We start from the raw sequence: 24,023 nt of genomic DNA on the forward strand, positions 1-24,023 counted from the left end.
CGGGAACGCTGGCGCGGACGCCCCTGGGAAGGAGCAACGGATGAGGGAACGCACCGGACTGACCATCGGCGTGCTCGGCTCCTACGGCGGTCGCAACCTCGGCGACGAGGCGATCCTCACGGGTCTGCTGGACGATCTGCGCCGCCACGAGCCGCATGCCCGGATCATCGTCTTCTCCCGCAACCCGGCCCACACCGCGCTGGCCCACCCCGAGGTCGAGGCGGTGCCGTGGGAGGGCGTCAGCCGGGTCGACTCGTCCCCGGTGCTCAACCAGCTCGACCTGCTCATCCTCGGCGGCGGCGGGATCCTCTACGACAAGGAGGCCCGGCGCTATCTGCGGGTGGTCCGGGTCGCCCAGGAGCGAGGACTGCCGCTGATCACGTACGCGGTAGGGGTCGGCCCGCTCACCGACACGCTGGACAGCGGCATGGTCCGCGAGACGCTGGCGCAAGCAGTCGAGGTGACAGTGCGCGACCAGGAGTCGCGGATGGTGCTGGAGGAGGCCGGCCTGGTCAACCCGATCACCGTCACCGCCGACCCGGCGTTCCTGCTCGAAGCGGAGGAGTTCCCCCAGCAGTGGCTGCGTGAGGAGGGCGTACCGGCCGGCTCCCGGCTGGTCGGGCTGAGCGTGCGCGAGCCGGGCCGGGCCGCCGAACGGCTCGACGTGGACGGCTACCACCGCCTGCTCGCCCAGATCGGTGACTTCCTGGTGCACCGGATCGACGCGTACGTGCTGTTCGTGCCGATGGAACGCGACGACATCCGGCACTCCCACGGCGTGCTGTCGCACATGACGGCCGCCGACCGGGGACGCATCCTGCACGGCGACTACCGCCCGGCGCAGATCCTCGGTCTGATGCGCCACTTCGACCTCGCGGTCGGCATGCGCCTGCACTTCCTGATCTTCGCGGCCATGATGGGCACGCCGTTCCTGCCGCTGCCGTACGCCGGAAAGGTCTTCGACCTGGCCCAGCGGCTCGGTGTGCCGGCGCTGCGCGGCGTGGAGCGCGAGGTGGAGGGCCCGTTGCTGGCCGAGGTGGACCGGCTGTGGGACGAGCGGGAGGCCCGGGCCGACGCGACCGCGCGCCGGGTCGCGGAGGTGTGCGAGCAGGCGCGCGGCACCTCGCAGGTGACCCGCAGCGTGCTGGACAGCATCCGGGCCCGCACGCTGACGCACGCGCTGTGAGCCGGGCCGTCAGACCGCCGGGCCGCGCCAGGCGTAGACCCACTCGCGGCCCGGCTGGTCGCCCGACTCCAGCTCGTAGATCTGCGCCTCCGCGAGCCCCTTCGACCCGAGGTGGTGGTGGGTCAGCGGCGGGCGGCCGTTGACGTCCAGCTCGACGGTGACGGTCTCGCCGTCGGCCGTACCGCCCACCAGGGGGATCTGCACCGTGGAAGCCATGCGCCCATCCTGCCCCGGCCGGCCCGCCCGCGCAGGGGGATCACGCGGGGCAGCGGGGCGGGCACACCGCGTACTAGGGTCCGGGGATGGCGCACCCGACGATCGATCCGACACTCGGTCCGGTCCTCGCCCGCACGGGCGGCGAACGGGCGATCCTCGACGCGTTCCTCGACTTCCACCGGGCCACAGTGCTGCGCAAGACGCGCGGCCTGACCGACGCCGACGCCGCCCGGCGCCTGGTGCCCTCGCTGACCACCCTGGCCGGGCTGCTCAAGCACCTGACGGTGGTGGAGGGGAACTGGTTCCGCTGCCTGTTCGCCCCCGAGCCGGGCGACGTCTACGTCACCTCGCAGGACGACGCCGACGCCAGCTTCACGCTGGGCGCCGGCGACACCGTCGAGTCGCTCGTCGCCGCGTACGAGGCGGCCTGCGACGAATCCCGCCGGGTCGCCGCCCGGTTCGACCTCGACCACGTGGTGCCGCACCCGCAGCTCGGCGAGGTGTCGCTGCGCTGGGTGCTGGTGCACCTGATCGAGGAGACCGCCCGGCACGCCGGGCACGCCGACATCCTGCGCGAGCTGACCGACGGCGAGACCGGCGCGATCTGACCGGTCACTCGCGGGGCAGCAGCCCATCCGGATACTCCATCCCGTCGTGGGTGCAGGCGGTGGCGGCCACCCGGGCGGCGTACCGGGCCGCGTCGAGGACGCCCGCGCCGCGCAGCCGGGCGGCGATCACCCCGGCCGCGAACGCGTCCCCGGCGCCGTTGGTGTCCACCACCGGCCCCAGTGGGGTGGCGGCGGGCACGTGCGTCGGCGGCACGCCGGGCGTGTGCAGCGTCGCGCCCGCCGCCCCGCCGGTGACCAGCACCGTGCGCGGCGCCAGCTCGGCGGCCTCCTTCACGGCCCGCTCGCCGAGCCGCGTGTCGCTCACGAAGACCAGGTCGGCGATCCGGGCGAACGGGCGGTGGTAGTCGTTCTCGCCGTCCCAGTCGTGCAGGTCGGTGGAGACCGACGTGGCGGCGCGCAGCACCCCCAGCGAGTCCCGGGCCCAGTCCATGATCGACAGGTGGACGTGGGTCGTCTCGGCGACGAGAGCGGCCAGCTCCGCCTCGCCGAACGGCGCCGGCCCCGACCACGGACGCGGATCGTGCAGCGACATCCGCCGCCCCGCCGGGTCGACCAGGTTCACCGAGCGGCGGGTACCGGCCGGCGCGTCCGCGAGCGTGGTCCGGATCGAGGTACGCGCCAGCGCCGCCCGCACCACGTCCCCGGCCGCATCGGCGCCCAGCACGTCGACGAGCGCCACCCGCAGGCCGAGCGCGTGCGCGGCCAGCGCGACCCCGGAGCCGGTGTTGCCGATCCGCAGGTCGATCGGCGGCACCAGCAGCGAGTCGGCGACGGGTGGCGGCAGGGCGGGCACCTGGACGCGGACGTCCACGCCGAGCCCGCCGATCACGAGAAGGTCGACCATGTCGCCGACGATAACCGCGACCCGCCGCCTATCCTGGCCCCCGGGCGTCGTCTCCGGGACCCGGCGCCGTCGAGGGGGAGCAGTGCTGGTCGTCCACGGGTTGTGGTTGCCCGGCGCCGGGCTCGCCCTGTGGGCCGAGGACAGCACGCTCCCGGCCCGCGCGCCCCGCCGTCCCGGCCGCGTCCCGCGCGAACGCCCGCACCCGTTCGCCGCCGACCACGCCGCGCTCGCCGCCGCGCTCGACGGCCCGCCCGGCGAGCCGATCTCCGTCCGGCTGGACCTGCCGACCCGGGCCGGCTCGCCGCTGGACTCGCCGGAACTGGTCCGGGCCACCGTCGGGGAACCGGTCCGCGGCCCGGTCACCCGCGCCGGATGGCGGGCTCCCGCCCTGGGGTACGCCCCGGACGACGCGTACGCGCTGCTGCGCACCCCGATGCCGGGCCCGGTCGGGGCGAGCCTGCGTCACCTGTGCGAGCTGGCCGACTTCGCCGCCGACCTGGTCGTACGCGGCCGGCTGCTGCCGGTCGTGCTCGAGGCGTACCCCGGTGGTGGCGCTGGCGGGTCGGCCGCGACCGGCGGGCGGACCTCGGCGCGACGCTCACCGGCGGCCTCGGGCGCGGTCGGCTCGGGTGCGGCGGGGTCCGGGCGGCCGTTGCGGGCCGTCGGGGCGGCCGACGTGGCGACGGCGTGGGCGCTCTGGCGGCCACTGCTCACCGGCACCGACGCGGCCTGGGCGCGCGACCTGGCGACGGCGTTGCCACCGGCGGCCTGCGCCGCTCGCGAGTGGCGACCCGAGGTCTCGGCCGCGCGGGCTGCCATCGGCGGCGCGGCGGTCGTCTCGGGGTCGGCTGATGTCCGGACGGGCGGCGGCGCCGGGCGCTCGCCGGAAGGAAGTGCCCCGCGAAGCGGGCCGAGCGGTCCGGCGGAGGACGTGTGGGCCGGGCGGGCCGACGACGTCGGGGCCGGTGAGCTGGTCGCGGAGGCGCTGGACGAGCTCGTCGACGCCGCCGCCCGGGTGGCGCTGACCGACGCCCGGCTGCACCGGGGGATGCGCCCGGTCGGCGCGGTGCCGCGCTGGCTGGCCGCGCTCACCGGCCCGGAACGCGCCTTCCCGGCCGAGCCGGACGCGCTGGCGACGCTGCGCGACGAACTGGACGCCTGGCAGCGCGACGCCGCGGGCGGCGCGGTACGGGCCACGTTCCGCCTCGTCGAGCCGGCCGTCGACCCGGTCGCCGAACTGGTCGAGGACGCCGTCTGGCGGGTCGAGTTCGGCCTGCACCCGGCCGACGAGCCGGGACTCGTGGTCGACGCCGCGCACATCTGGCAGCGGCCCGCACCGGCGCTCGCCGCCCGGGGCGTGGAGCCGCAGGAGACGCTTCTCGCCGAGCTGGGCCGGGCCAGCCGGCTGTGGCCCGAGGTGGACGCCGCGCTGCGTACCGCCGCGCCCGAGGGCATGGAACTGGACGCCGAGGGCGCACACCGGTTCCTGCGCGAGGGCGCGCCGGTGCTGCACGCGGCCGGGTTCGGGGTGCTGCTGCCGTCGTGGTGGCGGCGTTCCTCGTCGCGGCTGGGGGCGCGGCTGCGGGCGCGCAGCCGTACCGCGCCGGGTGCTGTCGCCACCAACACCGGGAAGCTGGGGCTGGACGCGCTCGTCGACTACCGCTGGGAGCTGGCACTCGGCGACGAGCCGCTGACCGCCGAGGAGCTGGCGTCGCTGGCCGACCTGAAGTCGCCGCTGGTCCGGCTGCGCGGCCGGTGGGTCGAGCTGGACCCGCAGCGGCTGGAGGCCGGGCTGAAGCTGTTGCGGTCCTCCGGCGAGCTGACGGTGGCCGACCTGCTCCGGATGGGACTGTCCGGTGACGACAGTGCCGGTGAGCTGCCGGTGCTGGACGTGGTCGCCGACGGCGCGCTCGGCGAACTGCTCGCCGGTGAGGCGGAACGGCGGCTCACCCCGGCCGACCCGCCGCCGGGGTTCACCGGGACGCTGCGGCCGTACCAGCGGCGCGGGCTCGCCTGGCTGGCGTTCCTCCAGTCGCTCGGGCTCGGCGGCATCCTCGCCGACGACATGGGCCTCGGCAAGACCGTGCAGCTGCTCGCCCTGCTCGCCGGGGACCCGCCGGACGCCGGGCCCACGCTGCTGGTCTGCCCGATGTCGCTCGTCGGCAACTGGCAGCGCGAGGCGGCGAAGTTCGCGCCCGGACTGCGCGTACACGTACATCACGGCGCCGAGCGCGCCCGGGGCGAGAGTTTCGCGACCGCAGTGGGCGAGGCGGACCTGGTGCTCACCACGTACTCGGTGGCCGCCCGGGACGCGTTCGAGCTGGCCGGCGTCGACTGGCACCGGGTGGTGGTGGACGAGGCGCAGGCGATCAAGAACGCCGCAACCCGCCAGGCCGAGGCGGTCCGGTCGCTGCCCGCGCGGCACCGGGTCGCGGTCACCGGTACGCCGGTGGAGAACCGGCTCGCCGACCTCTGGTCGATCATGCAGTTCGCGAATCCGGGGCTGCTCGGCCCGGCCGCGACGTTCCGCAAGCGCTTCGCCGAACCGATCGAGCGGCACGGCGACGCCGAGGTGGCCGAGCGGCTGCGCCGGATCACCGGCCCGTTCGTGCTGCGCCGCCTCAAGACCGACCCGACGATCATCACCGACCTGCCGGAGAAGCTGGAGATGGAGGTGGTCTGCAACCTCACCGCCGAGCAGGCCGCCCTCTACCGCGCCGTGGTCGACGACATGATGGCGAAGATCGAGTCCAGCGACGGGATCGAGCGGCGCGGACTGGTGCTGGCCACCATGACCCGGCTCAAGCAGGTCTGCAACCACCCCGCCCAGCTGCTGCACGACGGATCCGCGCTGGACGGCCGGTCCGGCAAGCTGGAACGCCTCGACGAGATCGTCGACGAGGTGCTCGCGGCGGAGGAGAAGGCGCTGCTGTTCACCCAGTACGCCGAGTTCGGCGGCATGCTGCGCGGGCACCTGTCGGCGCGTACCGGACGGGAGGTCCTGCTGTTGCACGGCGGCGTCGGCAAGGCCGAACGGGACGCGATGGTGACCCGGTTCCAGACGCCGCAGGGTCCGCCGCTGTTCGTCCTGTCACTGAAGGCCGGCGGCACCGGGCTCACCCTGACCGCCGCCAACCACGTGGTGCACGTGGACCGGTGGTGGAATCCGGCCGTCGAGGACCAGGCCACCGACCGGGCGTTCCGCATCGGACAGCGCCGCCGCGTGCAGGTACGCAAGTTCGTCTGCGCCGGCACCGTCGAGGAGAAGGTGGCCGCGATGATCGCCGACAAGCGCAGCCTGGCCCGGTCGGTGGTGGGCAGCGGCGAGCAGTGGGTCACCGAGCTGTCCACCGACACGCTGCGTGACCTGTTCCGGCTGGAGTCCGGGGCGGTGGTCGAGTGAGCCCGTTCAACCGGTTCGAGGACTACGGGCCGCCGGTACGCGTCGAGGGCGGCCTGCGGGCCCGCAGCACCAGGGGCGCGATCGGTCAGTCCTGGTGGTCCCGGCGCTTCGTGGAGGTGCTGGAGTCGTTCGCGCTCGGCTCCCGGCTCACCCGCGGACGGGCGTACGCGCGCCGGGGCCAGGTGCTGCGGCTGGACGTGTCGCCGGGCGAGGTCACCGCCGAGGTGCAGGGCTCCCGGCCACGGCCCTACCCGGTGCGGATCGGGCTGGCCGCGTACCCGGAGGAGACCTGGCGGCGGATCGAGGCCGAACTGGCCGGGCAGGCGTTCTTCAGCGCCCGGCTGCTCGCCGGTGACCTGCCGGCCGAACTGGAGGAGCTGTTCGCCGAGGCGGGCGCGCCGCTGTTCCCGGCCGAGATCGGCGAGCTGGACCAGCGCTGCGGCTGCCCGGATTTCGCGGTGCCGTGCAAACACCTGGCGGCCACGTTCTACCTGCTCGCCGAGGCGTTCGACGCGGACCCGTTCCACCTGCTGCACTGGCGCGGCCGATCCCGCACCGAGCTGCTGGACCGGCTGCGTACGCTGCGCGCCGCCGATACCGGCAGCTTGGGCGGAGCCGGCGGTCCTGGCGGAGCCGGCGGTGCTGGCGCAGTCGATGGCGCGGAGGCGGTGCCGGGTGCCGGGCCGGAGCCGGCCGGGACGACCGGTGTGCCGGTGGTCGGCGCGGCGCGAGCCCTGGCCGGGTTGCCGCCGGTCGAGGCGGACGCCGAACCGGCCCGGTTCTGGCTGTCGCCGGTGGCGCTGCCGGACCGTCCGCCCACGCTGGCCACCGGCCCGGAGTTGCTGCTGCGCCAGCTCGGTTCACCCGGTGCCGGGATCGGCGGGCCGGGCCTGGCCGAGCGGCTGCGCCGGGCGTACCGGGAGTTCAGCCGCGGCGAAGCCGCGTCCCCCAGGGAGTTCGGCCGCGGCGAACCCGCAGGCGAGCGTTGACAAGGGGCCCTTCCTCACGCCTAAAGGAGGCGGCGGCGGAAGCGCCACATCACTGCGGCGTTGGCGACGAGCACCACCGCGCAGATCGCCCCGGCGAGCCGTCCGACGAGCACTGTCATCGCCGGCAGCGACGCCCACAGCACGATCGTCAACAGCATCATGTACCGGCCCCGGCGGCCCTTGATCCGGCTGTCCAACCGGGCGAAGAAACGTGGATCACTCTCCCGCAGCTGGCGGGTGATCTGTTCGAACCTGCGCTGATCCTCTTGGCTGAGCATGGCGGTGCCTTCCCCTCACGGCTTCAGCGGTTCGGCGGCATACCCGGATCGGAGGCCGGTCACGCGCCGCCGCTGCTGCTGTTTCGCCGTACCGGACAGGGGGAACGAGCTTCTCAGCGCAGGCTTATCCGTACCTTAAGTTTCGGTGAGGCGCTGAACGCGTCCGGCGGCGTCGGCGGGGTGCGAAACCTCGCATCCGGGCGCTGTGCGCCCGGGTCGGCCCTGCTCCGGAGGCCGCCGCGCCCCGGCGGTCGGGACGCGCCCTCCCCGGCAGGTATGAGCACTGTCTTAAGTGCGCTCACGAGCGCGTCCGGCGCGCCTTGAGCGGCCGGGACGGCATGGCTACTTTCCCGTAGGCAACTTCTCCGGCAACCGTCGCCGCCCCTGCGCCACCCGACCCCCCGGGTGGCAGGCGTGCCGGCGCTCGAAGAAAACGGGATAGGTACATGGCCGACCTGAACGTGCCACCGCGTCGCCCCCGGGACGATCGCGGCTGGGACGGATACCAGCACCCCCATCCGGACGGGTACCGCGACCCGCACGCCGCGCCGCACGCCGGCGCTCACCCCGCCGCAGGCCCGCAGTGGGTCGGGCCGAACGGGTTCGCCCCCGCCGCGCCGGCCCCCGCCGGCTACCCCCAGTCCGGCGGCTACGCCCAGCCCGCAGGCGGGTACGGCCCGCCGCCCGGCGGTGGACTGCCCGACCTGGACGACGACGGCGACGAGGCCCCGAAGCGGGGCCGGCGCCGGGCGCTCGCCACCCTCGGCGGTGCCGTGGTGGTCGCCGGTGGCGCCGCCCTGGCCATGTCCCCGCAGGTGCGCGGCCTGTTCAGTGACGCGCCGGCCGGCGACGCCACCGGCACCGTGACCACCGATGGCAACGCCGCCCGGCCCAGCGGGCAGCAGCCCAGCACGGTACGGACCTACACCGAGCAGAACGAGAGCTACATGGGCTCCCGGGCCGGCGAGGCGCTCAAGCGCAACGCGCCGTCCGGCGGACGGCTCTACGGCAGCCCGGCCGAAGCCGCCGCGGCGACCAAGGTGACTGTGAAGACGGTGCTCGCCAAGGACCCGATCCGGCACCTGTTGAGCCGGACCACCTTCGGTCCGACGCAGAAGATGATGGCCGAGGTCAAGCGGGTCGGCATCGACGACTGGCTGCGTGGGCAGCTCCAGCCGGAGAAGCAGGCCCCGACGAAGGCCGAGCTGAAGCTGGCCGAGCTGCAGTCGCTCAAGCTGAGCCCGACGCAGCTGCGTGACCAGCGCGAGCAGCTCAACGAGAAGGGCGTCGACCCGGCCCGGGAGACGGTGGACGCCACCATCGCCCGGCAGATCTGGTCCGACCGCCAGCTGTTCGAGGTGATGGTCGACTTCTGGAACGACTTCCTGCACGTCGCCGCCGACTTCGACGGCGGGGAGAACTACCGCAACGCGTTCGACCGGGACGTCATCCGCAAGCACGCGCTGGGCAGCTACCCGGAGATGCTCGTCGCCGCGAACAAGCACCCGGCGCTGCTGCTCTACCTGAACCAGGTCGACTCGCGTAAGGACGCGGTCAACGAGAACCTGGCCCGGGAGAACCTGGAGCTGTACTCGGTCGGCGTCGACGGCGGCTACACCGAGAAGGACGTCCGCCAGGCCGCACTGCTCCAGACCGGACGCGGTGTCGCCGACGGCAAGTACAAGTTCTTCGCCGAGCGGCACTACCTCGGCAAGGTGAAGATCCTCGGGTTCAGCCACGCCAACAACTCCGACGACCCGGTGGCCGCCGACAAGGTCATCGACTCGTACATCCGCTACATCGCGATGCACCCGTCGACCGCGCGGTACGTGGCGCAGAACCTCGCCACCCGCTTCGTCTCCGACACCCCGCCGAAGTCCGTGGTGGACCGGCTCGCGAAGGCGTACACCACGAACAAGGGGCAGATCCGGCCGGTGCTGGCGACGCTGTTCAGCTCCTCGGAGTTCTGGGCCGCGGTCGGGCAGAAGGTACGCCGCCCGATGGAGTACCTGGTCGCCACGTACCGGGCGCTCGGCGTCTCGCCGGACGCGGCCCCCGACTACTCCGGCGACAACCGGCGCACCCCGTTCGCGCAGGGCCTGCGGCAGATCCAGGACAAGATGCGCGAACTCGGCCAGTACCCGATGGGCAAGCCCACCCCGGACGGCTACGCCGACGTGTACCTGGCCTGGACCTCGGCCGGCACCATGATCGACGGCTGGAACGAGGCCGGTGACCTGATCGCCGGCTACCGCAAGCAGTTCACCTTCGTGAAGCCGGAGAAGCTGGTGGCGAAGCCGCCGGCCACCGCCGGGGCGTACGTGGACGCGCTGGCCCAGCGGCTGGTGCACCAGAAGCTGAGCGCCAAGGAGAGGAAGCTCGTGCTCGCCGTCGCCGGCGTGGCCGAGAGCGCCAAGGTCGACGCCACCTTCAACGGGGCCATCGCCGCTGTCGCGCGGACGATCCTCGCGTCCCCCCAGCACCACCTCCGGTGAGGCATTCGATGGAGATGACCGTGAACCCGTACCCCCTGCACCCCGAATGCCCCGACCTGCGGCGGCTGGCCGACAACCCGGCCGAGGCGCTGCTGCGCGCGGAGGCGGACATCGTCGCGGCCGAGAACGCGGCCGAGACCGACCGGTACCGCCGGCTGGAGGAGATCGAGGAGGCGCAGCAGGACGGCCGGGGCGTCACCCGGCGTACCTTCGTCGCCGGCGCCGCCGCGACCGCGACCGCGCTCGCGACCGCGCAGTTCGTCACCACGTCGGCGTCGTTCGCCGCGACCAAGACCGGCACGCTGATCCACGTCTTCCTCTACGGCGGGCTGGACGGGCTGAGCCTGGTCGCTCCCGCCGATGACCCGGTGCTCGCCAAGGCGCGCCCCGACCTGCTGCTCGGCAACGACTCGCTGGCGCTGGCCCGCGGCTTCAAGCTCACCAGCGCGTTCGCGCCGCTGGAGAAGTGGCTCAAGGCCGGGCAGCTCGGCTTCGTGCCGGCCGTGTCCGACCCGCGCCTGTCGCGCAGCCACTTCCAGGCCGCCGACGCGTGCAACCTGGGCGGCCTGCCCGGCGAGACCGGCGGCCGGGGCTGGCTGGACAGCCTCGTCGACTCGCTGGGCAAGGGCACCGCGTTCCGCAGCGTCGGCATCGGCAGCACGCTGCCCCGCTCGCTGGTCGGCGTGAACGGCGCGATCTCCCTCAACAGCGTCGGCGACCTGCGGCTCAACGGCGCCGACAAGTACCGCGCGGCCACCGAGAAGGCCATCCGTGGCCTGTTCACCGGCATCAACCACCCGGTCGAGGAGGCGGTGCAGGAGGGCATGGGCGCGCTCGCCACCGCGCAGAAGCTCGCCGCCAAGCCGTACGCCGCCGCCGAGGGCGTCCAGTACCAGGGCGTCGGGAACGCGTTCAAGCAGCTCGCCCAGCTCATCAAGGGCGGCGCGAACGTGCGGGTGGCCACGGTCGGCATGGGCGGCTACGACACCCACGAGAACCAGGGCACCCGCGAGGGTGGCCAGCTCTGGCGGCGACTCAACGAACTGGCGAACGCGATGGCCGCGTTCTTCACCGACCTGGGCGACCAGGCGGCGGACGTGACCATCATGGTGTCCAGCGAGTTCGGCCGCCGGGTCGGCTCCAACGGCGGCGGCACCGACCACGGGCACGGCGGCGTGGTCACCGTGCTGTCCGGCCGCAAGCTCGCGAACTCGCTGCTCGGCACCTGGAACGGGCTGGACAAGCTGGACAGCGGCGACGTGCCGGAATACAACAACATGTTCAACGTCTACGGATCGGTCGCGCAGGGCCGCTTCGGCCTGACCACCGCCCAGGTGGACAAGGTCTTCCCCCGGCAGAAGTTCACCCCGGTCAAGATCTACGCGTGACGTACCAGGACATCCGCGCCGCCGGCCGCCGTACCGGGCATCCCGCCCCGTACGGCGGCCGTCCGGCTGCCCCCGTACCCCCGGGTCGTCCGCGTCGCGGACCCGGCGGCCGGCGTGTGCTCGCCGCGTTCTTCTGGCTGGGCCTGGTCGCCGCGGTCGGACCGTGGTGGCTGGACACCCCGGCCGGATCGCTCGCCGACACCGCCGACCTGCTCACCGCGGGCGGCCGGATCACCGGCCTGATCGCCGGCTACCTGCTGCTGGTGCAGGTGCTGATGATGAGCCGGCTCGGCGTGCTGGAACGCGCGCTCGGCGGCGAGCGGATCTCCCGGGTGCACCGGGACCTCGGTGCGACGCTGCTGGTGGCGGTGCTCGCGCACATGTCGCTGCTGGTGGTCGGCTACGCCCGCCAGGAACGCAAGACGGTGCTCGGCGAGGTCGGCGCGCTGCTGACCGACTACGAGGACATGGTCACCGCGTTCCTCGCCGCCGGGATCCTGGTCACTGTCGCGTTCACCGCGGTACGCGCCGTGCGGCGCCGCCTGCCGTACGAGCTGTGGCACCTGCTGCACGCCGCCAGCTACCTCACGCTGCTGCTCGGCTACGCGCACCAGTTCAGCAACGGCGCACAGCTCTACGAACCAGGCCCGGTGCGTACCGGCTGGATCGCCGCGTACCTGCTGGTCGTGGCCGCGCTGGTGTGGGGCCGGATGCTCGCGCCGCTGATGTTCAACCTGCGGCACCGCCTGCGCGTCGCCGACGTCGTGGCGGAGAGCCCGGACACCGTCTCGGTCTACCTGACCGGGCAGCGGCTCAACCAGATCGACCTGCTCGGCGGGCAGTTCTTCCGCTGGCGCTTCCTGAACCCCGGCTGCTGGTGGCAGTCGCACCCGTTCTCCGTCTCCGCCGCCGCCAACGACCGCTGGCTGCGGATCACCGTCAAGGTCGTCGGCGGGTACACCGCCGAACTGCGCGACCTCACGCCCGGCACCCGGGTCTGGGCGCAGGGCCCCTCCGGCACGTTCACCGCCGCGCACCGCACCCGGGAACGGGCGCTGCTCATCGCCGGGGGCAGCGGCATCGCGCCGTTGCGGGCGATGCTGGAGGAACTGCCGCCCGGCGCGGCGCTGATCTACCGGGCGCGTACCCCGGCCGACGTGCTGCTGCACCAGGAGCTGGACTGGCTCGCGCAGGCCCGGCACACCTCCGTCTGGTACGTCGTCGGCCGCCGTGACGACCCCGGCCCCCGCCAGGTGATGAACCCCGAGGGCCTGCGCCGGCTCGTGCCCGACCTGACCCGCCGCGACGTCTACCTGTGCGGCCCCGGGGGCCTGGTCGACGAGGCGGTCGCCGCGCTGCGGGCGGCGGGCGTGCCCCGCCGCCAGATCCACCTGACCGCGTTCGAGCTGTAGAGAGGCACTACCCATGCGTCGCGCGCTGCTCGCGATCACCGGACTGGCCGCCGGCACCACCGCACTGGTGGTGCTCAAGGGCGCGCCGGGCGCCGGGCAGGCCGGAGCGGACGTACCGGCCGCGCTCGCCCCGGTCGCCCCCGGCGGCTCGGCCGCGCCCGAACCGCCGTCGCCCACCGGCTCCGCGCCCGCCGACGTCACCCCGTCGCCGCGCGCCTCGTCGAAGCCGACCCCGAAGCCGACCGCCGACCGCAGCGCGGCCAGCCGGGGCGGCACCCGTACCACCACCGCACCCGCCGCGCCACGGACCACCACCAGCGCGCCGAAGGTCACCACCCGCACGGTGACCGGGCCGTCGGTCACCTACGAGTACGGCTCGCTCCAGGTCCGGATCACGCTCAGCGGCAGCCGCATCGTCGACGCCACGGGGATCGGGCTGCCGCTGGGCGGGCAGTCCGGGCAGCGCAGCGACGACGTGCAGGCCCGCTACAGCGGCACCTCCGGCGAGGTGGTGGCCCGGCAGAGCGCCAACCTGAGCACCGTGTCCGGGGCCACCTACACCAGCACCGCGTACAAGCAGTCGTTGCAGGGCGCACTGGACAAGGCGTGACCGTCCCGGCCTCCGCCGTTCGTCCCGGCCTGCGCCGGGTGGAACACATCATGGGCACGGCGATCAGCCTCGACCTGGCCGACGACCTGCCCGCGTCCACCCTGCACGAGCTGGCCGGGGACACGTTCGGCTGGCTGCGCGAGGTGGACGCGCGGTTCAGCACGTACCGGGACGACAGCGAGTTGTGCCGGATCGACCGGGGCGAGCTGCGGGTCGCCGACGCCTCCGCCGACCTGCGGGCCGTGCTGGCCGCCTGCGCCGACCTGTGGACCGCCACCGACGGGTTCTTCGACGCGTACGCGACCGGGCGCCTCGACCCGTCCGGCTACGTGAAGGGCTGGGCGGCGCAGGTCGCCTCGGACCGGCTGGTCGCCGCGGGCGCGCCGAACCACTGCGTGAACGCGGGCGGCGACGTGCGCGTACGCGGCCGCGACGCGACACGGCAGCCGTGGCGGATCGGGGTGCGGCATCCCTGGGACGCGGCGGCGATCTGTCTGGCGCTGACCGGCACCGACCTGGCGGTCGCCACCTCGGGCGTGTACGAGCGCGGCCACCACGTCGTCGACCCGCGCCGGGGCGTACCGGCGACGGGCTTGCGCTCGGTGACTGTGGTGGGCCCGGACCTGGGCGTGGCCGACGCGTACGCGACAGCCGCGGTGGCGATGGGCGAACCGGGCCTGGCCTGGCTGGACCGCCTACCGTCCCCCTGGCAGCACGCCGTGGTTACGGACGACGCTCACCAACACCACTCCCGCACCCTCCCGCTCTCCTGACCTACGTCCCCCTCCCCCTTGCCCCGTTGCTCATGAAGTTAGCGGCACCGCCGCCCGGCGTGTCGCACCGCCAACTTCATGATCAACGGGGCGTCGGGCGAGGCGCGGGCTGGGAGGGAGAGGAGAGGCGGGGTCAGCGGAGGGGGCGGTGGAGGATGGCGGGGCGGGAGCCCGTCGGGCGAGGGCGGCCGGGGCGGACGCCCAGCGGTCGGGTGAAGGCCCACGGGTGCAGGCGGCGGCGGGGCCGCGCCGGCTCGGTACCGCCGGTGTGGCGGGCAGCGTCGTCCCTGGACATGGTCAAACCCCCGCTCTGGCGCAGACGCGCCCTCGCCAGGTTCAACGAGTCCGGTGCCGGTGAGGTCGCTGTCGGCCACCCGTCCGGGGCGCCGGACCGACCATGACCAGGAGAAACGTCAGCGGCCCCGGCGGGGCAGCGGGAGATGGCCGGGGAACAGGTCCGCGCCGAGCGTCACCCCGGCCGCCCGTAACGCGGCGATCAGCGCGTTCTGCACCAGGTACGAGTCGGGTAGCTGCCAGCGGGCCTGCTCCGGGGCGACCGCCCAGCGCACCGTCCCCTCGGGCAGCCGGGTCGGCGGGGCCGGAATCCACGAGCCGGGTCCGTGGCGGACCACGTGGAAGCAGTGCTCCAGTTCGGGCCGCAGCGGGTCGCCGGGGCGTACCAGGAACATCCAGCGGCCGGTCGGGGTGACCAGCGCGGGCCCGCGTACGCCGAATCCGGCGGGATGGGTGGCGACCGCGTCCAGGACCTGCCGGCCCAGGTGGGCGGCGACCTCCAGGACGTCGAAGGCGCGGCCGGTGGGCAGCAGGATGCCGTGCGGGCGGCTGCGCCACCAGGTGGCCACCCGGGCCGGGTCGGCGCTGGCGGCGTGCTCCCAGTCCTCCAGGGCCGGGTGGCAGCCCACCGTGGGGCAGCCGGCCCGGCCGCAGACGAAGCGGCTGTTCGCCAGGCAGGCGCCGGGGGTGACCGGCCAGCCGTGCAGCGCGTACCGCACCGCGATCCGGCGCAGCCGGACCCGTTCCAGCGGCGAGAGGTGAGCGACGCGCGGTCGGACGTTCCTCCACATGTCTGCCGTCCCCTCTGGTCCCGCCGAACCGTCCACAAGCCCCGACCGCTCACAAGCCGAACCGTCCACAAGCCACACGTTGAAAGCCGTCACTGCCGTAACCCACGCTCGTTGAGGTGACTAACGGTCGGTGCAACTTGCACGAAAACTACGAGAACTGGCTGGACGGTGGACGCACAACCTGTGCGATCGGCGCGAGCCTGGGGGACGTGGGGGGACCGGCCGGCGCCGTGAGGGGGAGGGAGCGGGAATGGACGAACTGCCCATAGGCCGGCGGGTGGCGTACTGGCGGAGCCGCCGCAAGATGTCCCAGCAGGTCTTCGCCGACCGGCTCGGCAAGTCCAAGAGCTGGGTGGACAAGGTGGAGCGCGGCGTCCGCCGGCTGGACAAGTTCTCCGTGCTCTACGAGATCGCCGACATCCTCCAGATCGACGTGCAGTTGCTGCACGGCAAGGACCCGGAACGGCGTACCGACGCGCTCAACTGCATCGACCAGGTCGAGGTGGAGGAGATCCGCACCGCCCTGGAGCGGTACGACTCGATGAGCGCCTACTTCGACGCGGCGCCCTACCCCCCGCCGCTGGCCGACATGCGCAAGGCCGTGAACCACGCCTGGCTCACCTACCAGTACGGCCGCTACGGCATGCTCACCCGCGCGCTGCCGAAGCTGCTGCGCGACGCCCAGGCGGCGGACGCCGGCTACGCCGCCGGCGACCAGGTACGCGAGGCCGCCCACCTGCTCGGGCAGGTCTACCAGATCGCCTCGTCGGTGCTGCGCAAGCTCGGCGAGTGCGACCTCGCCTGGCTCGCCGCCGACCGGTCGATGGCGGTGGCCCAGCGCGCCGACGACCCGCTGCTGGCCGGCATCGCCACCACGCGCGTCTGCAACGCGCTCGTCGCGATGGGCCGCCCCCGCCCGGCGCTGGAGCTCAACGTCCGCATCGCGGGCCGGCTCGCGCCCGGCGGCGACAACGACGTCCGCCCGGAACGGCTCTCGGTGTACGGGATGCTGCTGCTCCAGGGCGCGATGGCGGCCGCCCGGATCGGCGACTCGGCGACTGTGGACGACCTGCTCGCCGGCGCCGACGAGGCAGCCAAGCTGCTCGGCGGCGACCACAACCACTACTGGACCTCCTTCGGCCCGACCAACCTGGAGCTGCACCGCGCGGCGGCGGCGGTCGAGCTGGGCGACGGTGGCCGGGCGGTGGAGACCCACATGCGGCTGGCCGAGCCCGCGTTCAACGCGCTGCTGCCGGAGCGGCGCGCGCACCACCTGCTCGACCTGGCCCGGGGCTACTCCCAGATCGGTGACGTGGCCAGCGCCGGGGACATGCTGCTGCGCGGTGACCGGCTCGCGCCGTCGGAGATCCGGTGCCGGCCGATAGCCCACGAATTGATGTCCGAGATTCTCCGTCGCACACGTGGTGCGCCGCCTCCGCCGATCGCGGAGTTGGCTGAGCACATGGGAGTCGGAGTATGAGCGGTCCGGAGACCGCGAACGGGCACCAGCGGGTGCTCTATGTCATCGCCTGCGGTTCGCCGCTGGCCCGTCACGTCGGCCGGCTGGTCGACCTCGCCCAGCGGGAGGACTGGACGGTCTGCGTGGTCACCACGCCGGACGGCGCGAAGTTCGTCGACCGGGCGGCCCTGGCCCGGCAGACCGGCCACCCGGTGCGTACGCACTACAAGAACCCGGGTGACCCGGACGTGCTGCCCCCGGCCGACGCCATGCTGGTGTGCCCGGCCACCGTCAACACGATCAACAAGTGGGCGGTCGGCATCACCGACACCCTGGCGCTGGGCCTGCTGGTCGAGGCGCAGGGGATGGGGGTGCCGATCGCTGCCGTGCCGTACACGAACGAGGCGATGGCCGGGCACCCGGCGTTCCGGGCCAGCCTCGACCGGCTCGGGCAGTGGGGCGTCCGGGTGGTGTTCGGCGACCACGTCGTACGCCTGCATCCGCCCGGCACGGGGGACCGGCGCGCGGACGCCTTCCCCTGGGACGCCGGTCTGTCCGCCCTGCGCGGCGCGGACCGGCCGGTCGCTCCGGTCGGCTGAGAGGCGCGATGGGCACGGCCCTCGGCGGACGCCGGGGGCCGCGCCCGGCGGCGGTCGGCGTGTACCGGCCCGGACGCCGGTAAGCTGGCCGCCCGTGAGTACTACCGTCGCCGACGTGGTGGCCGCCCTGGACCGCCGTTATCCGCCCGCCTGGGCCGAGGAGTGGGACCGGGTCGGCCTGGTGCTGGGCGAGCCCGACCACCCGGTACGCCGGGTCGCCTGTGTGGTGGACGTGGTCCCGGAGACCGTGGACGAGGCGCTCGACGTCGGCGCGGACATGATCGTCGCGCACCACCCGCTACTGCTGCGCGGCGTCTCCTCGGTGGCCGCCACCACGTACAAGGGCCGGATCGTGCACCGCCTGATCAAGGCGGACGTCGCCCTGCACGTGGCGCACACCAACGCCGACGTGGCCGACCCGGGCGTGTCCGACGCGCTCGCCGCCCGGTTCGGGCTGACCGGGCTGCGCCCGCTGCACCCGCCCCGCCCCGGCTCGCCCGCCGCCGGGCCCGGCCGGGGCATCGGCCGCATCGGCGAGCTGCCCACCCCGATGACGCTCGCCGAGCTGACCCGGCTGGCCGCCGCCGTGCTCCCGGTCACCGCCTGGGGAGTTCGCGCCGCCGGGGATCCCGGGCGTATGGTTCGTACCCTCGCCGTCAGCGGCGGCTCGGGGGACGGCTTCCTCGCCGAGGCGACCGCGGCCGGGGTGGACGCGTTCCTCACCGCGGACCTGCGCCACCACCCGGCCGGGGAACACCTCGCCGCCGGTGGCCCGGCGCTGCTGGACGCCGCCCACTGGGCGACGGAGCGACCCTGGCTGGACGACCTGGCCGCCTACCTGGCCGCCGAGCTGGACGTCGAGACCGTGGTGTCCGACCTGGACACCGACCCGTGGACCGTGCACGCCGCCGCGCCCCGGCCGGACGACAAGGAGCCCCGACGTGAAGGCTGACCCGAAGGTGCAGCGCCGCCTGCTCGACCTCCAGGCGATCGACACCGCGCTGGCCCAGCTTGCGCACCGCCGCCGCACCCTGCCGGAGCGTGCCGAGCTGGAGGCCCTGGCGCGTGAGCTGTCCGCGCTGGAGGACGAGCGGGTCCGCGCCCAGGTGGCAGTCGACGACCTGGACCGGGACATCGCCCGGATCGAGAAGGACGTCGACCAGGTGCGGGCGCGCAAGAGCAAGGACGAGGCCCGGCTGGCCTCGGGCAGCGGCCCGGCCCGCGAGCTGGAGGCGATCCAGCACGAGCTGGTCTCGCTGAACCGCCGCCAGAGCGACCTGGAGGACGCCGAGCTGGAGCTGATGGAGCAGCGGGAGACCGCGCAGGGCGTGCTCGACGGCATCGAGAGCCGGCTCGCCGAGGCCCGCGAGCGCCGCGCCGCGACCGAGCAGCGCCGCGACGACACCCTGGCGGAGATCGCCAAGGAGGAGGAGTTCAAGCGCACCTCCCGCCAGCCGCTCGCCGGTGACCTTCCGGCGGACCTGATCGGCCTGTACGACAGGATCCGCGAGGACACCGGCATGGGCGCGGCACTGCTCACCGGTGGCCGCTGCGGCGGTTGCCGGCTGGAGATGTCCGGCGCCGACCTGGCCCGCATCCGCAAGGCCGACCCGGACGACGTGGTCCGCTGCGAGGAGTGCCGGCGGATCATGGTCCGGACCAACGAGTCGGGCCTGTAGTCGTCGTGGCGGTGCGCGCGGTGGTGATCGAGGCCGACGGCGGCTCCCGGGGCAACCCCGGCCCGGCCGGTTACGGCGCTGTGGTCCGGGACCCGGAGACCGGCGAGGTACTGGCCGAGCGGTCCGAGTCGATCGGTACTGCTACGAACAACGTGGCCGAGTACCGGGGCCTGATCGCCGGGCTGGAGGCCGCCGCCGAGCTGGGCGCGGCCGAGGTCGAGGCGCGGATGGACTCCAAGCTGGTGGTCGAGCAGATGTGCGGCCGCTGGCAGATCAAGCACCCCGGGCTGCGTCCGCTCGCCGCCCAGGCGGCCGGGCTGGTCAGCCGCTTCGCCGCCGTACGGTTCACCTGGGTGCCGCGGGAGCGCAACCGCCACGCCGACGCCCTGGCCAACGCGGCGATGGACGCCGCCGCGTCCGGCGCCGCGCCGGCGGCCGCCCCCGTGAAGGCTGCGGCGCGGGAGGCGGCGGTCGTGCGGGCCACCGGCACCGACCCGGCCACCACGCCCGCCTCCTGGGAGCCGCGCCCGACCGAGGAGGCCACCCGGCTGATCCTGGTCCGGCACGGCGAGACCGAACGCACCGTGCAGAAGCGCTACTCCGGCCGGGGCGACGTGCCGCTCACCGAGCGCGGCCGGGCCCAGGCCCGGGCCACCGCCGAGCGGGTGGCCGCGCTGGCGCCGTCCGTCGCGGCAGTGGTCAGTTCCCCGCTGTCGAGGTGTACGGCCACCGCCGAGGCGGTCGCCGCGCAGGTCGGCAACCCGCCGGTACGCACCGACGACGACCTGATCGAGTGCGACTTCGGCGTCTGGGAGGGGCACACTTTCGCCGAGGTACGTGAGGGCTGGGCGGCCGAGCTGGACGCCTGGCTCGCCTCCACGAGGGTCGCGCCGCCGAAGGGCGAGTCGTTCGTGACAGTGGCCGAACGGACCGGGCGGGCGGTCGACCGGCTGCGGTCGGCGTACCCGGGGGAGACGGTCGTGGTGGTCTCCCACGTCTCGCCGATCAAGCTGGTGCTGCGCGACGCGCTCGCCGCCGGCGACGCGTTCCTGCACCGGCTCTACCTGGACACGGCGGGCATCTCGGTGCTGGACCTGTACCCGGACGGCGGCGTCGCGGTCCGCTCGGTCAACGACACCTCCCACCTCACGGACCTCTGACGGCCGTTCGGCGCATGCCGGCGGCCGTTCGGCGCATCGACATCACCCGATTGGACGTGACCCCCGTCACAGGGTCGTAGCCTCCGGCCGTCACATGGCCCGCTACGAATGCCCGGAGGGGTGTCACATGTCCGCACCGGAACCGGAGGCGCTCGACACGGCGCGATCCAGGGCGAAGGACAAGAGTCCCTGGAACTGGTTGCTCTTCATCCCGATCGTGGTGCCGCTGATCCCGGCACTGTTCAACGCCGACTCGCCCCGGCTGTTCGGCTTCCCGCGCTTCTACTGGCTGCAACTGGCCTGGATCCTGCTCGGCGTCGGCACGACCACGCTGGTCTACCAGATGACCAAGAAGCGGGGTGACCACTGATGTGGCGGGACCATCTCACCGAGATCATCGTCTTCACGCTGCTGTTCCTGCTGGTCAGCGGCATGGGTTTCGTGGCGGCCCGGTGGCGCAGACCGAGGGACATGGCCCACCTGGACGAGTGGGGACTGGGCGGGCGCAGCTTCGGCGGCTGGATCACCTGGTTCCTGGTCGGCGGTGACCTCTACACCGCGTACACGTTCGTGGCGGTCCCGGCGCTGATCTTCGGGGCCGGTGCGGCGGGCTTCTTCGCGGTGCCGTACACGATCGTCATCTACCCGCTGGTGTTCCTGGTGCTGTGCCGGCTCTGGTCGGTCTCGCACCGGCACGGCTTCGTCACTCCCGCCGACTTCGTCCGCAACCGGTTCGGCTCGCCGATCCTGGCGCTGCTGGTCGCGATCACCGGCATCGTCGCCACCATGCCGTACATCGCGCTGCAGCTGGTCGGCATCGAGGCGGTGCTCAAGACGATGGGCGTCACCGGGGACAGCGCGCTGGCCCGGCACCTGCCGATCATCATCGCGTTCGCGATCCTGGCCGCGTACACCTATCAGTCAGGGCTGCGCGCCCCGGCACTGATCGCGTTCGTCAAGGACTCGCTGATCTACATCGTGATCCTGGTCGCGGTGATCTGGCTGCCGTACAAGCTCGGCGGCTGGGGCGCCATCTTCGACGCGGCCGATGCGAAGTTCCAGGCGTCACCCGCGCCCGGCGACGGCATCCTGCTCAACCAGAACAACCAGATCCAGTACGTGACGCTGGCGTTCGGCTCGGCGCTGGCGCTGTTCCTCTACCCGCACAGCATCACCGGTGTGCTGGCCAGCCGGAACCGCGACGTGATCAAGCGGAACATGTCCGCGCTGCCCGCGTACAGCCTGCTGCTCGGGTTGATCGCGCTGCTCGGCTACATGGCCATCGCGGCGAACGTGAAGCCGCTACCAGGCGCGAAGGAGGGCACCACCGACGGCAACACAGTGGTGCCGCTGCTGTTCGACCAGCAGTTCCCGGACTGGTTCGCCGGGGTCGCCTACGCCGCCATCGGCATCGGCGCCCTGGTGCCCGCGGCGATCATGTCGATCGCGGCGGCGAACCTGTTCACCCGCAACATCTACAAGGAGTACCTGAAGCGGGACGCCACCCCCGCGCAGGAGGCGAACGTCTCGAAGATCACCTCGCTGGTGGTGAAGGTTGGCGCGGTGGCCTGCATCGTCTTCCTCGACCCGCAGTTCTCCATCGACCTCCAGCTCATCGGCGGCGTGATCATCCTGCAGACGCTGCCGGCGGTGGCGCTCGGCCTCTACACCCGCTGGTTCCACAGGGGCGCGCTGATCGCCGGCTGGGCGGCCGGCATGGGCCTCGGCATGTGGATGCTCTACCAGATCGGCAACCCGGCGACCGGGAAGAAGCACTTCGCCGGGTCGGCGTTCCCGCTGGAGAAGTTCGGCTTCGACACGCCGAAGACGATCTACGTGGGCATCGTGGCGGTGCTGGTGAACCTGGTGGTCGCCGCGCTGCTCACGCTGGTGCTGCGCGCCGCGAAGGTGGCCGACGGGCCGGACGGCACCACGCCGGACGACTACTTCGCCGACGAGGGCGACCCGCGCGTCACGCCCGGCGCCGACCGCGACGCGGACTCCGCGCGCGAGCCGGTGGCGTAGGGGAGGCGGGCCCCCGTCCGCCGGGCGGGGGCCCGCAACGCGCCTCAGCGGCGGCGGTTGCGCGCGTCGAGCGCCTCGTTGAGGCGGTGCAACATGTCCGCCAGCGTCTCCCGGTCCGCCTCGGGCCAGGCGGCGAGGATGTCGCCGTACAGCCGGGTGCGGGCCGCCCGGACGGCGGCCATCCGCTGGAGCCCGGCCGCCGTCGCGGAGATCACCGTGCCGCGCCCGTCGGCCGGGTCGGGGGTACGCGAGATCAGCCCGTCGCGCTGGAGCGCGGAGACCTGCCGGGTGACGGTGGAGCCGTCCAGGTTCAGCCGCGCGGCCAGCGCCGAGACGTTCTGCGGGCCGGCGGCGTCGAGGTGCCGCAGGATCACGTACGCGGCGCGGTCGAGCAGCCGGTGCTCCATCGTGCCGGTGCCCCGGCGGGTGGCCTCGCCCAAGCGCATCAGCAGCGCGACCTCGGTTTCGATCCGGCCGAGGGTGACCTCGGCGGCGTGGACGTCCTCGCTCATAGCTGTATGATACAAGAAAAATACCTGTACGATACAGCTATCTGGGAGGTTGCGGAGTGGATCGCCGATCCGAGCCCAACCGCAGTGCCATCTACGCCACCACGCTCGTGGCGTTCCTCGCCATCGCCGGCATCGCCGTCGTCGATCCGATCCTGCCCGTCATCGGCGAGGCGATCGGCGTCACCGCCTGGCAGGTCGAGCTGCTCTTCACCGCGTACATCGCGGTCATGGCCGTAGGCATGATCCCGGCGACGCTCGCCAGCGGACGGTTCGGTTTCAAGCCGGTGCTCGTCACCGGCGTCTCCGTCGTCGGCGTGGCCGCGATCGGAGCCTCGTTCAGCAACGACATCGTGCAGCTCTCCGTGCTGCGCGGCGTCTGGGGCCTCGGCAACGCGATGTTCTTCGCCACCGCCATGGTGGTCCTGGTCAACCTGGCGAACGACAGGGAATGGGTGGTCGGCCTCTTCGAGACCGCCCTCGGGCTCGGCTTCGCGGTCGGCCCGCTGATCGGTGGCCTGCTCGGCGAGGTGAGCTGGCGGCTGCCGTTCTTCGTCTGCGGCGTGTTCATGGTGCTGGCGCTCGGCGTCGCCGCCCGTAAGCTGCGCGAACCGGCGAACAAGCAACAGCCGGTACGCCTCGGCCAGATCTTCGCCACCTACCGCAGACCCGCGTTCGTGACGCTGTGCGTGGTCACCGCCGCGTACAACTTCGTCTTCTTCGTCGTACTCGGCTACACGCCGCTGTTCCTGCGCCTCGACGTCATCCCGCTCGGCCTGGCGTTCACCGGCTGGGGCCTCGGCCTCGCCGCCGGCATCCTGCTGATCGGGCACCGGCTCGCCCACCGCATCGGCGCGGTGCAGACCGTCGGCGTCGCCCTGCTCGGCCTGCTGGTCTGCATGGTCCTGTTCGCCACCTCCACCGGCACCGCCATGTCACTCGTCGTCCTCGTCGTCGCCGGCCTGTTCATGGGCCTCGCCAACGCCAACCTGACCGACCTGGCGCTCGGGCTCGGCTCCGCCGACCGGCGCGTCGCCACCGGCGCGTTCAACCTGGTCCGCTGGGGCGCCGCCGCGCCCGCGCCGATCATCTCCGGCAAGCTCGCCGAGCACAGCCTGGCGCTGCCGTTCTGGGTCGGCTTCGGGGTGCTCGCCGCCGGCATGCTCGCGTACCTCGCGTTCGGTCACCTGATGGCGGCCGGCTACGGCGAACGCGTGATCTGGAACCGCGCTGCCCGCCGCGCCGAACACGCCCCGGAGGAGCCGGTGGGGGAGGCGTACTGAC

General features: G+C 73.4%; 22 protein-coding genes. 17 read left to right on the plus strand and 5 right to left on the minus strand.

Annotated features, from left to right (window positions below):
* Positions 1-40: 40 nt before the first annotated feature.
* Positions 41-1,186 carry a polysaccharide pyruvyl transferase family protein gene (locus IRY44_RS15255; RefSeq protein ID WP_194801070.1) on the plus strand — a complete coding sequence of 382 codons (1,146 nt, stop codon included), beginning with the start codon at positions 41-43 and terminating at the stop codon, positions 1,184-1,186.
* A gap of 9 nt (positions 1,187-1,195) precedes the next feature.
* On the opposite strand, the gene IRY44_RS15260 is transcribed toward IRY44_RS15255, so the two are convergent.
* The gene (locus tag IRY44_RS15260; protein ID WP_194801071.1) at positions 1,196-1,402 is read right to left on the minus strand and encodes a hypothetical protein; all 207 of its coding nucleotides are present in this window, start codon (positions 1,400-1,402) and stop codon (positions 1,196-1,198) included.
* 86 nt (positions 1,403-1,488) lie between these two features.
* Between IRY44_RS15260 and IRY44_RS15265 the strand changes: the two genes are divergently transcribed.
* Positions 1,489-2,010: a DinB family protein gene (locus tag IRY44_RS15265; RefSeq protein ID WP_194801072.1), complete on the plus strand. Its 522-nt coding sequence runs from the start codon at positions 1,489-1,491 to the stop codon at positions 2,008-2,010.
* Between the two features lie 4 nt (positions 2,011-2,014).
* On the opposite strand, the gene IRY44_RS15270 is transcribed toward IRY44_RS15265, so the two are convergent.
* Positions 2,015-2,875, minus strand: a complete 861-nt coding sequence (locus IRY44_RS15270) for a carbohydrate kinase family protein (protein WP_194801073.1) — start codon at positions 2,873-2,875, stop codon at positions 2,015-2,017.
* Between the two features lie 82 nt (positions 2,876-2,957).
* Between IRY44_RS15270 and IRY44_RS15275 the strand changes: the two genes are divergently transcribed.
* Positions 2,958-6,278 carry a DEAD/DEAH box helicase gene (locus IRY44_RS15275; RefSeq protein ID WP_194801074.1) on the plus strand — a complete coding sequence of 1,107 codons (3,321 nt, stop codon included), beginning with the start codon at positions 2,958-2,960 and terminating at the stop codon, positions 6,276-6,278.
* A complete protein-coding gene (locus IRY44_RS15280; protein ID WP_194801075.1) occupies positions 6,275-7,267 on the plus strand; it encodes an SWIM zinc finger family protein in 993 nt (330 codons plus the stop codon). Before IRY44_RS15275 ends, IRY44_RS15280 begins: the two co-directional genes overlap by 4 nt.
* Before the next feature lie 20 nt (positions 7,268-7,287).
* Here IRY44_RS15280 and IRY44_RS15285 read toward each other — a convergent pair whose 3' ends face one another.
* A complete protein-coding gene (locus tag IRY44_RS15285; protein ID WP_135241429.1) occupies positions 7,288-7,545 on the minus strand; it encodes a DUF3040 domain-containing protein in 258 nt (85 codons plus the stop codon).
* A gap of 446 nt (positions 7,546-7,991) precedes the next feature.
* Here IRY44_RS15285 and IRY44_RS15290 point away from each other — a divergent pair, with 446 nt between their 5' ends.
* Genes IRY44_RS15290 through IRY44_RS15310 form a run of 5 tightly spaced genes read left to right on the plus strand, consistent with a single transcriptional unit; the run spans position 7,992 to position 14,223 of the window.
* A complete protein-coding gene (locus IRY44_RS15290) occupies positions 7,992-10,040 on the plus strand; it encodes a DUF1800 domain-containing protein (protein WP_194801076.1) in 2,049 nt (682 codons plus the stop codon).
* A gap of 14 nt (positions 10,041-10,054) precedes the next feature.
* Positions 10,055-11,428 carry a DUF1501 domain-containing protein gene (locus IRY44_RS15295; RefSeq protein ID WP_228532201.1) on the plus strand — a complete coding sequence of 458 codons (1,374 nt, stop codon included), beginning with the start codon at positions 10,055-10,057 and terminating at the stop codon, positions 11,426-11,428.
* The gene (locus IRY44_RS15300; protein WP_194801078.1) at positions 11,425-12,840 is read left to right on the plus strand and encodes a ferric reductase-like transmembrane domain-containing protein; all 1,416 of its coding nucleotides are present in this window, start codon (positions 11,425-11,427) and stop codon (positions 12,838-12,840) included. Before IRY44_RS15295 ends, IRY44_RS15300 begins: the two co-directional genes overlap by 4 nt.
* A 13-nt stretch (positions 12,841-12,853) precedes the next feature.
* On the plus strand, positions 12,854-13,450 hold the full coding sequence (locus tag IRY44_RS15305) for an FMN-binding protein (RefSeq protein WP_194801079.1): 597 nt from the start codon (positions 12,854-12,856) through the stop codon (positions 13,448-13,450).
* 50 nt (positions 13,451-13,500) lie between these two features.
* On the plus strand, positions 13,501-14,223 hold the full coding sequence (locus IRY44_RS15310; RefSeq protein ID WP_194801290.1) for an FAD:protein FMN transferase: 723 nt from the start codon (positions 13,501-13,503) through the stop codon (positions 14,221-14,223).
* A 413-nt stretch (positions 14,224-14,636) separates the two neighbouring features.
* Here the strand turns inward: IRY44_RS15310 and IRY44_RS15315 are convergent, their stop codons facing one another.
* Positions 14,637-15,308, minus strand: a complete 672-nt coding sequence (locus tag IRY44_RS15315) for a bifunctional DNA primase/polymerase (protein ID WP_120568671.1) — start codon at positions 15,306-15,308, stop codon at positions 14,637-14,639.
* A gap of 250 nt (positions 15,309-15,558) precedes the next feature.
* On the opposite strand from IRY44_RS15315, the gene IRY44_RS15320 reads away from it, so the two are divergent.
* From IRY44_RS15320 to mctP, 7 genes are all read left to right on the plus strand, one after another.
* Positions 15,559-16,788, plus strand: coding sequence for a helix-turn-helix domain-containing protein (locus tag IRY44_RS15320; protein WP_194801080.1), 1,230 nt, complete (start codon positions 15,559-15,561; stop codon positions 16,786-16,788).
* Positions 16,785-17,366, plus strand: coding sequence for a flavoprotein (locus IRY44_RS15325; protein WP_194801081.1), 582 nt, complete (start codon positions 16,785-16,787; stop codon positions 17,364-17,366). The genes IRY44_RS15320 and IRY44_RS15325 overlap by 4 nt, the downstream gene beginning before the upstream one ends.
* 94 nt (positions 17,367-17,460) lie before the next feature.
* Complete coding sequence (locus tag IRY44_RS15330) at positions 17,461-18,318, plus strand: Nif3-like dinuclear metal center hexameric protein (protein WP_194801082.1); 858 nt, start codon at positions 17,461-17,463, stop codon at positions 18,316-18,318.
* Positions 18,308-19,045, plus strand: coding sequence for a zinc ribbon domain-containing protein (locus tag IRY44_RS15335; RefSeq protein WP_194801083.1), 738 nt, complete (start codon positions 18,308-18,310; stop codon positions 19,043-19,045). The genes IRY44_RS15330 and IRY44_RS15335 overlap by 11 nt, the downstream gene beginning before the upstream one ends.
* 5 nt (positions 19,046-19,050) lie before the next feature.
* Entirely contained in the window at positions 19,051-20,205 is a 1,155-nt protein-coding gene (locus tag IRY44_RS15340; RefSeq protein ID WP_194801084.1) for a bifunctional RNase H/acid phosphatase, read from the plus strand.
* A 127-nt stretch (positions 20,206-20,332) separates the two neighbouring features.
* A complete protein-coding gene (locus tag IRY44_RS15345) occupies positions 20,333-20,575 on the plus strand; it encodes a DUF3311 domain-containing protein (RefSeq protein WP_013475661.1) in 243 nt (80 codons plus the stop codon).
* A complete protein-coding gene (mctP, locus tag IRY44_RS15350) occupies positions 20,575-22,230 on the plus strand; it encodes a monocarboxylate uptake permease MctP (protein WP_194801085.1) in 1,656 nt (551 codons plus the stop codon). The genes IRY44_RS15345 and mctP overlap by 1 nt, the downstream gene beginning before the upstream one ends.
* A gap of 44 nt (positions 22,231-22,274) precedes the next feature.
* On the opposite strand, the gene IRY44_RS15355 is transcribed toward mctP, so the two are convergent.
* Positions 22,275-22,742 carry a MarR family winged helix-turn-helix transcriptional regulator gene (locus IRY44_RS15355; protein WP_121683530.1) on the minus strand — a complete coding sequence of 156 codons (468 nt, stop codon included), beginning with the start codon at positions 22,740-22,742 and terminating at the stop codon, positions 22,275-22,277.
* Between the two features lie 56 nt (positions 22,743-22,798).
* On the opposite strand from IRY44_RS15355, the gene IRY44_RS15360 reads away from it, so the two are divergent.
* Positions 22,799-24,022, plus strand: coding sequence for an MFS transporter (locus IRY44_RS15360; protein WP_194801086.1), 1,224 nt, complete (start codon positions 22,799-22,801; stop codon positions 24,020-24,022).
* Position 24,023 lies beyond the last annotated feature (1 nt).

The sequence above is a fragment of the Micromonospora sp. ANENR4 genome, from assembly GCF_015354395.1.
Lineage (GTDB): Bacteria > Actinomycetota > Actinomycetes > Mycobacteriales > Micromonosporaceae > Micromonospora > Micromonospora aurantiaca.

Excerpts from the sequence above, each read along its gene's own strand:
- IRY44_RS15355 (WP_121683530.1), bottom strand. The coding sequence starts at position 22,742 with ATGAGCGAGGACGTCCACGCCGCCGAGGTCACCCTCGGCCGGATCGAA.
- IRY44_RS15310 (WP_194801290.1), top strand. The coding sequence starts at position 13,501 with ATGGGCACGGCGATCAGCCTCGACCTGGCCGACGACCTGCCCGCGTCC.
- IRY44_RS15265 (WP_194801072.1), top strand. The coding sequence starts at position 1,489 with ATGGCGCACCCGACGATCGATCCGACACTCGGTCCGGTCCTCGCCCGC.
- IRY44_RS15290 (WP_194801076.1), top strand. The coding sequence starts at position 7,992 with ATGGCCGACCTGAACGTGCCACCGCGTCGCCCCCGGGACGATCGCGGC.
- IRY44_RS15260 (WP_194801071.1), bottom strand. The coding sequence starts at position 1,402 with ATGGCTTCCACGGTGCAGATCCCCCTGGTGGGCGGTACGGCCGACGGC.
- mctP (WP_194801085.1), top strand. The coding sequence starts at position 20,575 with ATGTGGCGGGACCATCTCACCGAGATCATCGTCTTCACGCTGCTGTTC.
- IRY44_RS15305 (WP_194801079.1), top strand. The coding sequence starts at position 12,854 with ATGCGTCGCGCGCTGCTCGCGATCACCGGACTGGCCGCCGGCACCACC.
- IRY44_RS15270 (WP_194801073.1), bottom strand. The coding sequence starts at position 2,875 with ATGGTCGACCTTCTCGTGATCGGCGGGCTCGGCGTGGACGTCCGCGTC.
- IRY44_RS15345 (WP_013475661.1), top strand. The coding sequence starts at position 20,333 with ATGTCCGCACCGGAACCGGAGGCGCTCGACACGGCGCGATCCAGGGCG.
- IRY44_RS15315 (WP_120568671.1), bottom strand. The coding sequence starts at position 15,308 with ATGTGGAGGAACGTCCGACCGCGCGTCGCTCACCTCTCGCCGCTGGAA.
- IRY44_RS15295 (WP_228532201.1), top strand. The coding sequence starts at position 10,055 with ATGACCGTGAACCCGTACCCCCTGCACCCCGAATGCCCCGACCTGCGG.
- IRY44_RS15320 (WP_194801080.1), top strand. The coding sequence starts at position 15,559 with ATGGACGAACTGCCCATAGGCCGGCGGGTGGCGTACTGGCGGAGCCGC.
- IRY44_RS15285 (WP_135241429.1), bottom strand. The coding sequence starts at position 7,545 with ATGCTCAGCCAAGAGGATCAGCGCAGGTTCGAACAGATCACCCGCCAG.
- IRY44_RS15255 (WP_194801070.1), top strand. The coding sequence starts at position 41 with ATGAGGGAACGCACCGGACTGACCATCGGCGTGCTCGGCTCCTACGGC.
- IRY44_RS15325 (WP_194801081.1), top strand. The coding sequence starts at position 16,785 with ATGAGCGGTCCGGAGACCGCGAACGGGCACCAGCGGGTGCTCTATGTC.